The sequence below is a fragment of the Candidatus Thiodiazotropha endolucinida genome (genome assembly GCF_001715975.1).
GTDB classification, from domain to species: Bacteria; Pseudomonadota; Gammaproteobacteria; order Chromatiales; family Chromatiaceae; genus Thiodiazotropha; species Thiodiazotropha endolucinida.
Map to the genome: position 1 here is coordinate 15,276 of NZ_MARB01000036.1, position 12,771 is coordinate 28,046.

At 43.6% G+C, this 12,771-nt stretch carries 8 protein-coding genes and 1 tRNA gene; all 9 read left to right on the forward strand.

Going from position 1 to position 12,771, the window contains the following annotated elements:
* Positions 1 to 91 precede the first annotated feature (91 nt).
* The 9 genes from CODIS_RS19455 (at position 92) to CODIS_RS19495 (ending at position 12,365) form a co-directional block, all read left to right on the forward strand.
* Positions 92 to 1,129, forward strand: coding sequence for a thioredoxin family protein (locus tag CODIS_RS19455; RefSeq protein ID WP_069128325.1), 1,038 nt, complete (start codon positions 92 to 94; stop codon positions 1,127 to 1,129).
* An 86-nt stretch (positions 1,130 to 1,215) separates the two neighbouring features.
* Positions 1,216 to 1,291 (forward strand) — tRNA-Lys (locus tag CODIS_RS19460).
* 1,048 nt (positions 1,292 to 2,339) lie between these two features.
* A complete protein-coding gene (locus tag CODIS_RS21100) occupies positions 2,340 to 4,028 on the forward strand; it encodes a DUF6531 domain-containing protein (protein WP_154723215.1) in 1,689 nt (562 codons plus the stop codon).
* A gap of 69 nt (positions 4,029 to 4,097) precedes the next feature.
* Positions 4,098 to 5,891, forward strand: coding sequence for an RHS repeat protein (locus CODIS_RS21105; RefSeq protein ID WP_154723216.1), 1,794 nt, complete (start codon positions 4,098 to 4,100; stop codon positions 5,889 to 5,891).
* Between the two features lie 55 nt (positions 5,892 to 5,946).
* Complete coding sequence (locus CODIS_RS19475) at positions 5,947 to 8,610, forward strand: RHS repeat-associated core domain-containing protein (protein ID WP_069128327.1); 2,664 nt, start codon at positions 5,947 to 5,949, stop codon at positions 8,608 to 8,610.
* A 509-nt stretch (positions 8,611 to 9,119) separates the two neighbouring features.
* Positions 9,120 to 9,605, forward strand: a complete 486-nt coding sequence (locus CODIS_RS21200; protein ID WP_235615295.1) for an EndoU domain-containing protein — start codon at positions 9,120 to 9,122, stop codon at positions 9,603 to 9,605.
* Entirely contained in the window at positions 9,602 to 10,075 is a 474-nt protein-coding gene (locus tag CODIS_RS19485) for a hypothetical protein (RefSeq protein WP_069128329.1), read from the forward strand. The genes CODIS_RS21200 and CODIS_RS19485 overlap by 4 nt, the downstream gene beginning before the upstream one ends.
* A 668-nt stretch (positions 10,076 to 10,743) precedes the next feature.
* A complete protein-coding gene (locus tag CODIS_RS19490; protein ID WP_069128330.1) occupies positions 10,744 to 11,157 on the forward strand; it encodes a hypothetical protein in 414 nt (137 codons plus the stop codon).
* A 185-nt stretch (positions 11,158 to 11,342) separates the two neighbouring features.
* Entirely contained in the window at positions 11,343 to 12,365 is a 1,023-nt protein-coding gene (locus CODIS_RS19495; RefSeq protein WP_069128331.1) for a transposase, read from the forward strand.
* Positions 12,366 to 12,771 lie beyond the last annotated feature (406 nt).

Consider the following 12,771-nt stretch of genomic DNA (forward strand, 5'->3'; position numbering starts at 1 on the left):
TCGATTACCCAGACTGAAACGAGGTGATCGGCACTCTTGGCGCTAAAAAACCTCTATCTCTACATAGCGGATAAATAAGAGAGAAAAAGAGATGCTGAAACTCACCATACTATCGATTCTGCTGCTGTTTGCCGTACCTCAATTGCAGGCTGCGGGGGGTCAGGAGGGATTGGGTCAAGGACTGGTGAACCCGGGATTTCATGACAAGCCGGCCTGGTTTAAAAACTCCTTTCTCGATCTTCAGGAAGATCTGCAGGAGGCGGCCGAAGAAGATAAAAGAGTGATTCTCTATTTTCATCAGGACGGTTGTCCCTATTGCGCCAAACTGCTGAACGAAAATTTCTCCATCAAGGCGATCGTCGATAAGACACAAGAGGCGTTTCAACTGGTTGCGATCAATATCTGGGGTGACAGGGAGGTAACCGGATTGTCGGGCGAGGCTACTACCGAAAAGGCGTTCGCGGCGTCGATGAAGGTCATGTATACACCCACCATGCTGTTTCTGAACGAGCAGGGCAGAAGGGTGTTGCGCATCAATGGCTATTACGCGCCTCACCGCTTCATGGCGGCCCTGGACTATGTCGCCGGCAGAGAGGAGCGCAAGCTCTCGTTCCGGGATTATCTGGCCCGCATCCAGCCGGTCGCCTCCACCGGCAAGTTACACAGAGAGTCCAACTATCTGCAGTCACCAATGGATCTGCGTCGCCCCACCGGAACCGACAGGCCGCTATTGGTATTGATGGAGATGAAGCAGTGTCCGCCTTGTGATGAACTGCATCAGGAGATCCTGCCGCAGTCCGCACTGCAGGAGAGCCTGCAGGGATTCGATGTGGCGTTGGTGGATATCTGGTCCGGAGAGGAGCTGATCACACCGGACGGCAAGCGGATGAAGGCGACAAAATGGGCTGAGAGCCTGGGGATCCAGTACGCCCCCAGCATGCTGTTCTTCGACGGGTCGGGCAGGGAAGTCTTTCGCTCGGAGGCCTATCTGCGATCCTTCCACACCCATGCCGTTATAGATTACGTAGGTTCAGGCAGCTACCGGGATCAGCCCAATTTCCAGCGCTTCGTACAAGCCAGGGCGGACGAGATGCGCGCCCGGGGCGAAGTGGTCGACCTGATGAAATAGCCTCTGCAGCTATTGATCCGTAACAGGGCGCGATTTGGGGTTCACTCGGGGGGGATTCTAGGGTAGTATTGCGCGTTCCAAATTTCGGGTCGTTAGCTCAGTCGGTAGAGCATCTGACTTTTAATCAGGTGGTCATAGGTTCGATTCCTATACGACCCACCATATAAATCAAGGGGTTACGTTCTGTGACCCCTCTGATCCACCCGAAATATTGCCAACAGTGTTGTCGATATTGATACAAAATCCCAAGATTATCTTCTTTATAGTTACTAATACATCGGGCTGTATATTGCTTGCGCCCGTCAGTATGGTTATACCGATCTACAATCTTGATCTACAAGCTTCAACATAGAAAATAAGTTTCATGTGATACAGGCGCGGCTTCTTTGGCCAATCTGCTATCAAAACAGATCGTCGTGTATCCCGTTATTACTGCCCCAGTTCATTTTATAGCTACTTTCTTTAATCATTAACGACGATTCAAAAATTGGCTAACTAATCGATGTCATCAACTAAGGCTAGTAATCTTCGTCGGTCGCCTTCGATAGTGTTGGCGTGTCACAGATCGGTGTGTCTTAGGTAAGCGCTGGCATTTTTCAGTTGTTTCAAGGTCGATGGTGTGCATGACGCAAATATCCTTAGATACAGAATTGGATCAATAAACAAAGTTGGTGGTATTGCGTTCAAATATCCTGCGAGTACGACTAATAGAGCCTTCGACTCCCTGGTGAAAGACGTACAAATTGTATGTGTGGTACTGATTGATTATCTGATGTACAAGGAAAGGGATTAGCTACTTCTAGTCCAGGCTTGTATGTTTTTTTTGATCAGCTTATCGACTGGAGTTGGATATTTAAATAATTCACTAAACAATTCCGGTAACTCCATGATATGTGTCCAGTTAACAAATATGTAACCTTTATCGAACTGATCCATGTCAATAAACGGTAGATTTGTGCCCGCTGAACATTGATTAGATAAAAACAGATAGCGTAGGCTATATGGCAACCTACGCTATACCGCCATGTAAGGGAATAACCATGTATAAACAGCAAGGATGCAGCCATCCTGATTTTCCTTTCATTATCTATCAAATTGCCTCGATAGAGAAAAAATTATCTCATTATTATGCAAACTCAATAGCGATGAGTTGTGACAAGTCAAGGCAGTCAGTCAATTACCACAATACGTATATCTAGGGTAAATTGACATGACAAAGATAATGTATGGTCACATGCTGTCAGTGGTTTTCCTTTTAGGATGCGTATCATCAACAGCGTTTAGTGCTTCCGTTACGCCTTTGTATGTATTCTTGGATAACAAAAACAATACAGGTTATTACCTTACTGCAAATCAAGCATGTAAAGCAGCAATGCCCAATTCGTTATACACTAGCCAGGGGGCTGCATATTACCCACAGTATGGAACAGGTTGTTTGTATCGTGCGCCATGGATACAGAATGATATTTTTGCACAGAATTGGATACTCTCTTTATTAGTATGTCCGTCAGGTTTTATCTATACATCAGGCGTTTGTAAATCAAATACACCTGATAATGATGATTCTTGTTCAGTAGGCAATCCTATTTCAATTGCTACAGGTATTAAACAGCAGCTGGAAGTGGATTTTAGTTTACCTGATAGTGAATTAATGCCACTTCAAATAGCCCGTTATTATACCTCTTATGCTGTTAATGACACATACCATTATGGGCACGGTTGGTCCCTTAAACCTTACTATCGACATATCGATGTTATACAGTCAGAAAATAAAATCTATGCAATACGCGCACCGGATAAACGCTGGACGTTTCATCAGGATACAGGATCAACCTATAAGAGCATGGATGCGCCGGAGGCAACTCTGGAATATATAACTGACAGTCAGGGTGATTACTGGAGACTAACTAGTAATTTGTATGACGAAGAAATTTACAGTAGTACGACAGGTAAGCTATTGGAAATAAAGAGAGGAAATCACCATCATGAACTAACCTACAGTGATACAACAACACCAACTAGCATTGCTTCTAGTGCAAATTTGTTAATTAATATTACAGACAAAAAAGAGCGGTCGTTATATCTATTTTATGATAGTGATAATTTTCTAACTCGCGTAGATTATAATAACCAAACTGTATTGACATATACATATGGAACAGTGCAGTGGAACAATAACCGTCAACTTAATTCAGTGATTTTTTCTGATGGTACTCAGCGACAATATCATTATGAAAATTATACGCCGCCATCTGGCCCAATAAGCTCAGCTCAGCTCAACAGCAATAACCTTTACATTGCAGGCAATGTGGGCTCTCAATTTGCTGTCAGTTCGACAGATATGAATGCTTTAAGTCTGTCATTAAGTGGTTATTCCATCGCTCCACTAATAGGTATTACCGATGAAAGTGGGGAGATTTATGCGTCGTGGGGATATAATGAACAAGGCAGGGCGTCTTATTCCGAGCATGCCAATGGAACTGACCGAGTAAATTTGAATTTTAATTCTGACAACTCCACCACTATAACAAATGCACTGGGAAAACAGACTATCTATCACTACCAAACAATAAACAACACTAGGAAATTATCCGGTATAGAAGGTCTACCATCAACGAACTGTATTGGTGCCAATAAAGCATATACCTACAACACAAGTGGGTTTATAGTTTCAAAAACCGACTACAAAGGCAACATTACGAACTATATCCGCGATGCCCAAGGAAGAGAACTAAGCCGCACCAAAGCTACAGGCACATCCGACGCAAAAACAGTGACTACGACATGGGATACACAGCTAAATAAGGCATTGGTTATCACTGAGCCAAACCAGATTATTGAATATAATTACGATGCTGAAGGTAGATTACTGAGTAAAACACAGAGGCCACGACCCTAACTAGTTCTTTAACACACTAATCAGATACATTGCCCAATAATGCAATTGATTACAAAGGATTAAGTACAAATGTCATTAACTAATTCAGAAAACCAAACCATAGAGGTATTACAGTATGTTGTATATGTAATGAATAAAAATAGAATCTCGATCACTTCGTATTTTTTCTTTTTGTTATTCATGTGTACAGCTACAACAAGTCAAGCAGTAAAATGTGTGCAGGTAGGTTATACAGCTGCTGAGGGCGCTATCGTTTGTCATCCATCGTATATTAATCCATTGGAAACAGTAGATTTGGTCACATTAAGCTGGCCAGCAATGTCATTTGACTCTCTAAATGAAGCACTTGCCACTATTACTGAAGAACCATTATGTGGCGAATACACGGGAGGGGAAATAACTGGTAATTATACTTGGGGAAGTACTGGAACGCAAACAACACAAAAGACAACATTATTATATGGATATGATGTGGAATATCCACATATGGATGCTCCTGAATGTATATATGGTAGTTCAGCGTATTTAGAGGTTAAGCGTATCGAAAAAGCTTACTGCCCATCTGGATTTAAAGTTTACGATTGGATGGATGGTGGCGATGGATCATTTGTGTGTGGTGATCCGCCACCAGCTAAAGAGTGTACTGTAGGAAATCCAATTGGCATAATGCATGGAACAAAGATACAGCATGAATCTCATATAGCAGGCAGTAATATGGGTCAAATACCATTTACCTGGCACTATGTATTAAAACGTCGTCCAGCAGATATATCAGGATTGTGGGTAACAGCATCAAATGTGCCTTTATTATCTATTGGGCGTAAACAGTGGAAGCACAGTTATGATAAGCGTCTCTTTATGTTCTATGAAACAGATCTTATGTCTCGACCTGTATTAGAGTTAACTCGTCCTTCATCTGCCAATAGCATTTATTTTGTTAAAATTTCTGAGAACTGGGTAGATGCTATGGATAAGGTACCTCACAAAATCGAGGAACAATCAGAGGAACCTATCGAGCGCTGGATATATACTGATACATCCGGAAATATTGAGATATACAATCCTGAAGGTGTATTGATCAAGCTAATTAACAATCATGGCCATGAAACGACTTTAAACTATAACAATGGCGATTTAGTACAAGTTATTAATTGGAAAGGCAATAGCCTCAACTTTAATTATAATGCCGCAGGGATGCTGCAATACATAACAGATAGTTCAGGTCACTCTTATCACTATGAGTTTAGTGGAAGTCTTCTTACTGGCGTAACTTTTCCAGATGGTACACCAGGAAATCCCAATGATAATCCTGTACGTCAATATCTCTATGAGGATAATGACTTTCCAAGTGCACTGACAGGTATTATTGATGAAAATGGTGAACGATTTGCAACTTGGACGTATGATTCTATAGGGCGTGCCATCAGTTCAAGTCATGGTGATGGTGCAGAAACTACAACACTTAGTATCGGCAATACATACACTATAGTCACCAATCCACTTGGAAAAAAGACTAAGTATCGTTTTAGAACAAGAAATAATCTGAAACAAACATACAAGGCGGAACGCTATTCCTCTGAACATACGCCATACGCTTACAAACAATATTATTACGACACGCAAGGTAAAGTTAATTCGCAAACCAATTGGCGTGGGTATAAAATTACCTATAGCCATGATACTGAAGGAAGAGAAGTCAGCCGTACCGAAGCTTATGGAAGGTCAACCGCTCAAACAATTACAACTACTTGGGATACACAGCTTAACAAACCCTTGGTAGTGACTGAGCCAAATCGAATAACAGACTACATCTACGATACTGAGGGGCGGCTCCTAAGCAAAACACAACGACCCAATCCCTAAGACAAAAGGGTTTTTTTTAGATATTAAAATCTCATAATGAGACAGGGATAAGGACATGAGTTTCAAATTCATTGTGCATACACTCAGCTTTAGCATCATTGGCTTCGTGGTTGGGTTATCAATATCACATGCAGATACGACAACCAGTTATACATACACACCAGAAGGAGAGATCGCGACCATCGATGGGCCACGAATCGATGTAACAGATATCACCACATATGGCTACGATGTCCAAGCTAACCTCACCAGTATAACCAATGCTTTAATCCAGGTAACACAAGTTACTGCACACGATGCAATCGGTAGACCGCTAACGATCATTGATCCCAATGGATTGACAACCAGTTTAACTTACGATCCTCGTGGCCGCTTAACCCAACAAAGTCTTAGCGATGGTGTGACAACCCGCACTACACAGTATGACTATGATCCTGTTGGTAACCTTATTCGAGTTACCCCGCCTGACGGCAGCTTTATTTCCTATGAGTATGATACCGCTCATCGTCTCATCGGCATGGAAGACAGTCAGGGTAACCGTATCGACTATACGCTGGATGCCATGGGCAATCGCCTCAGTGAACAAGTCAGCGATCCTCAGGGCACTCTGACACGCACACAGCAACAGTTATACGACGAGTTAGGGCAAGTCCGCCAACTGATTGACAGCCAGAATAATACTACAGATTTCATCTATGATAAGAATGGCAATCTCACCCAGACTTTGGATGCCAAACAAAACCCTGACAACCAAAGTTACGACCCATTAGACCGAGTCAATCAGCAGACTAATGCGCTTAACGGTAAAAAGAAATATACCTATGATGGACAAGACAACATTACCAGTGTTACTGATCCAAATAATCTCATCACGACTTATGAGTATGATTATTTAGGCAATGTGACCAGTCAGACCAGCCCCGATACCGGCACCACGACCTACACCTATGATGAGGCAGGCAACCGCCTTACCCAGACTGACGCAAGAGGCATCACCGTCAGCTACAGCTACGATGCGCTCAACCGTTTGACCCACATCAGCTACCCCGATACCAGCCTCAACGTCACATACAACTACGATCAAGGTACTGATTGCATCGGCAAACTCACCAGCATCGTTGATGCCAATGGCACTACAAACTACACCTACAACACCTACGGCGACCTGGTCACGCAGACCCGTACCAGCAGTGACAGCATCGTCACCACCTTCAACTACGACTATGATACATACGGCCGTCTGGCAAGCCTCACCTATCCCTCAGGCAACAGTGTTAACTACACATACGATGCCCAGGGTCAGCTGAGTGGGCTCAGCTACGAATGGAGCGATGGCGCGACCCAGTCACTGATCGGTAATCTGCAGACCCTGCCGTTCGGACCGGTAAAGGCCTTCGACTATGGCAACGGTCTCAGCCTAACCCGTGGCTTTGATCAGGACTATCAGCTGATCAGTCAAACCATCCCCGGAATTCTCCAGAGCAGCTATCAGCACGACCCGGTGGGCAATATCACCGACTGGCAGGATCTGCTCAGTACGGGGCAAGACCAACTCTTCGACTATGACGCCCTGTATCGGCTGACCAGTGCTAATGGAGCTTACGGCGACATCACCTACACCTACGACGCCACCGGTAACCGGCTCTCACTCACTCTGGACGGTAGTACCGAGACCTATAGCTATGTGCCAAGCAGTCACCGGCTACAGCAGATCCTAGGCAGCGTCACTGATAGTCGTAGCTATGATGCGGCAGGTAATACGATACAGAGCCTCATCGGTAGCTACACCTACGACGACACCAATCGGATGGTCAGCTTCACCAAGACCGGCACCACAGCTACCTATGCCTACAACGGGAAGGGTGAGCGTATCAGCAAGAACGTTGATGGAACCATTACACGGTTCCGGTACGCACCGGCAGGTCAACTGCTGGGTGAGTACGACCAGAATGGCCAGGCGATTCGGGAATATATCACCTTGGAAGGCCAGCCAGTTGCACTAATCGTAACTGATCCTGTGACGACGCTCAGTAGTGTCTATTATCTACATACTGACCATTTGGGTGCTGTGGTCAAGGCGACGGACAATACCCAGACACTGGTGTGGGATGCGGAACGCAAGCCGTTTGGTGAACGATCAGTCACCACGGCGCAAATTGAGATGCCATTGGGATTTCCGGGACAGTATTACGATCAAGAATCAAACAACTATTACAACTACTTTAGGGATTATGATCCGGGTACTGGTAGGTATCTCCAGTCTGATCCTATAGGATTGGAAGGCGGATTGAATACATACACATATGTGCTTAACAGTCCGTTGCGCTACACAGACTATTATGGTCTAGATATTAGAGTATGTGCTTATCCTGGTCACGGTGTAAACCCATTTGGCCATGTTGGATACGGGTTACCTGGGGAAAGTAGGACATATGGTTATTATCCAGGGCTGCCACTGCCGTATAATGTATATGGGCCAGGTGTTATAAATCCAGATAGTGATAGTGGTGGTAGTCAGTGTAAAGTCGTACCTGCTAACCCTAATCAAGATGATTGTATGTGGGGATGTAGGTTAAAACGTATTATAAGGCCAGGTTTTTATGGAATACTTGGAAATCAATGCACAGAATTTGTTAGAGAGTGTATGAAAGATTGTGGATTAAATAGTGGGACCTATAGTGGGCCACTACCTTGGAAGTTCTTTAATAATCTACCATGAACCTCACCATGAAATACAATATAAGTTGGCCAATATTTGTATTTATTGTATTCGCACTTATTGGTCCTGTAATTCGCATACTGTATTGGCCAAGCCCTACGAGTGATTCTGTAATTTCACATGATACTATAAGGGATTTAGTTATATTGTTATGGCCTAGTATTTTGCTGACAGTAGGAGCAACAAACTATTTATTTTCAGGGCTTATAGCATTTTGTGTTCACATAGTCATCTTCGGTTTCTTGGGAAAAGTTACAAATGACAGAATAGAGAGAGAAAAGAGTATTCTTATTATCTTGATTCCATTATTTATTTTAATTCTATTGATTTCAGTATGGCTCGCCGGATTTGACGTTAATTATTATAATTATTATGCGGTTTTCTGTGCTACAGCCCTTTATATGGTTATGTTTATAACAGCCATAAAGACAGCTAGACGCAGTCGGAAATAATACAACTACTTTAGGGATTATGATCCGGGGACAGGAAGGTATCTGCAATCTGATCCGATAGGTTTAGCTGAGGGTGTTAATACCTACATCTATGTAATAAACAATCCTCTGGGATGGATTGATTTACTTGGACTTTCACGAAATGGGGGATTGATAAACTATCCAGTATTACCTGGTGGAGGTGGACGTGGTGGTGCATCAAATATTGGGCGAACAAAGCCAGTTAATTTGCCATCTACTCGTAGAGTGACCGTTGACATGCCACATGTTCAATCAGGGCATATGAACGGGGGGAGTCGAGTTAGTCCGAATAAAACTCTCTTCCCTCAAAATATGAATCCCAACCAAGTTGAAAGAGCTATTAAGGATGCTTATAGTCAGTGCAAAAGAGTCGATACACAAGGTGATAGGGTTAAGGTAAGGGGAACATCAAATGATGGTCTACCTATAGAAATGTGGGTTAATACTAGGACACGGGTTATTGAAACAGCATATCCTATACCTCCAAGCGGAGGTTTCTATCCGTTATATCCATTTCCATGAAGCTTAAGAATATATACATAGAGGTGGAGGAAAATGTTATTGATGTAACTTCTGCCGGGCTGGTATTTGGTCACTTGGCAGTTAAAGTTGGTGAGGACTATTATCCTGATGAACAGTGGCAGGATTTTGTTCAAGTCGTGTTATGTTGGTGGCTGGTTGCAGTAAAAGAACTGTCAAGCTTCAATAGTATTGAGGCTACTCTTAATTTTATGGATGGACCATATAGTATGCGTCTTCAAAAAATAGAAGATGGTAAAATGTGGAAATTATTCTTTGTTAGAACTATGCAGAATGGTCCGGAAGTACTGTCTACCGCTTTAGTAGACCCACATGGATTTATGGTGGCTGTCGCGAAGGCAGCAAATAGACTCATAAGAGCGTGTCATCGTATTGGTATTATTACAGATGATGGAGCACAGTTAGAGCGAGAGTTGAAAGAAATGCAAAAACTCCTAAAAAATATAAATTAGAATGGCGAAATACTGAGGCAGCCGCAAATATTAGGTCTTACACTTACGGCCGAGGAAGGACATCCACAAAATGACAAAGGGGCCGTCGGCCCCTTTGTTTTATGGTTTATGGAATGGCAGGTCAGTCCTGCACGGTCAGCACCAGGCAGCCCTCCATGACCCGAGAACTAAGAGGGTGGTGGCAACTGATAATCATTTGGCCTGGCCTGGAAGCTGGTATAAGTATATCTTTTACTCAGTCCTAATCGTAGGATGTACCTCCAATATGGATACGATTTTCACATAATTACTGCTACTGCACTTCGTTATCTCAACCTAGTATCATAATACCTGCAAGCGTTCCAGCGCCATCTGCAGCGAATTCTGGATTCGGGTGTCAGTTAGTTTCAGCGGCGGGTGCAATTCACTCTGGAATACGCACTTATAGCTGATGACAGAATCGACTACGTTGCTTAGATTAATAGCTGAGGCGTCGAAACCTCATTGCAGCGTTCACCACACACGAGAGCATGTGGTTTTTTTGTGTCCGGTTGTTTTTTATGGCCGGGAGTCCTATGTCATAAAATACCTTCGGGGAAAGCATAGGGCGGTTTCTGTAAGCCGTTTCGACCCTCCTGGCCACCCATGCGGGTGATCTTTAACGTCGAATCAATTTACAGGAGGTCATTATGACCAAGTCCATTCACAGCGCCGTTCTGGCGTTTGAAAACGTCTATCAAAGGCTGTACCACATCGAAGCCGCGACAACTCTTCTGCAGGGGATTGAAAAAGGCGAGATTGAGGATCTCGAAAACACCCTAGTTGATTTCACTACGCTTGCATCTGAGGCGCTGGACGGCGCCATATCTGGCATATTTGACGATTGCGAGGAGATTGAAGGATACCTGGAGACACAAGGAGGAGGGCGTTTCTTAAACCTTGTGGAAAATGCCAAGGGTGCTGATTTGACGCAGTTATCCGACGAACCAGGAGCTGGCGCAACCATGGACACAGAGTCAATTTCTGCTACCTATCCAGATGACAAAGAGAAGCTAGCAGATCCCCCGATAAAGTGGATACTTTCTGATAACTTCAGGAGGTAAATGTGCCGAGATACAATCAACCAAGGAAAACTTGGAAATACACAAAAGATTTCAAGGTAAAAGCAGTAAAATTGAGTTACCAGCAAGACATACTAGAAAGAGTAGGACACCCAAACAAATATTGAAAAGCTAGATGAATTGATATAGGGTTAAAAGAATAACTCAGAATCAACATGGAGGTTGATATGACAAGAGCCCGTAAGACGCTCGTGAGCTTGGAATCCACTCCTTTCTACCACTGTATCTCCCGCTGTGTTCGTCGAGCATGGCTATGTGGAGAAGATCCCTACACCGGCCAGAACTTTGAGCATCGCCGCCAATGGGTGTTGGATCGACTGCGCCAACTCTCTGAAATATTTGCAGTTGACATCTGTGCCTATGCGATCTTATCGAATCATTATCATGTTGTATTGCATGTTGATCGTGAAACAGGGAACAGTTGGTCAGAACACGAGGTGATCACACGATGGACTCAACTGTATAAAGGGCACTTGCTTGCGGATCGATATCTGGCAGGTGAAGTAATAAGTGGCGCAGAAAGAACCGTTTTATCTGAATTGATCGAAGAGTGGCGATTGCGTTTATTTGATATCAGTTGGTTCATGCGCTGTTTGAACGAACACCTGGCCCGTAAAGCCAATGAAGAAGACCGTTGTAAAGGCAGGTTTTTTGAGGGACGTTTCAAGAGCCAGGCTTTGCTTGATGAGGGAGCACTTCTCACCTGTATGAGTTATGTTGATCTCAATCCAATTCGGGCCTCTATGGCGAAAACTCCTGAAGAGTCAGATTTCACATCAATCCAAGAGCGTATTCAGGATTATATAGAAGATCAGAAACCAGCTAATGCAAAGCAAAAAAGACGAACTGTTCCAACGAAATTGTTCCCTATGATAAGAGTTAAGGGGGATGAGCCAACCTGGGGAATAAATTTCGACCAAGAAGACTACCTTCGACTGGTGGACTGGACAGGAAGAGCGATACGGGATGATAAGAGAGATTCAATACCAGAAGAGCTCTCCCCAATCCTTGAAAGGTTGCAGCTTGATCCAGATGCCTGGCTGAGCAGTATCAAATCTTACAGCAGAGACTACTTTACAGCTGTAGGCGCGATAGACAGGATAAAGGTTTACGCTCAATCCTTGGAACAGCGATGGTTTCAGGGACAAAGTGCAGCAGCAAGCCATTATCGCTTAGCAATGGTTGAGTAAAGATTTAGATCCAATGGAATCTGCAAAAAATGAAGGATCCGAAATATTGAAAGTTTGGGTGTCCTCTGTTTACGCTTTATTGGTTATTTAGGTGCCGGGCCTCTCGAAGATATATTAACAAAAAATTGTGAGCCATTTATCGATGAGCTGATTGAGAAATCCAAAAAAGACAAACGCTTATTATTATGCCTGAGATCAATAGACTTGGATGATTGTGACTGTACGAGAGCACACCAATTACATAAGTTGATAAAATAACTACTTGATGTTTTTAGCGGATTTATTGGTAAGGTAATCCCCCCGAAAAATAACGGGGTTCAAAAGTAGAGTTTTCCAATTATGATTACGAAAAGGAGAATCTACAATGAAGAAGTCCCGCTACAGCGAATCCCAGATCATATCGATC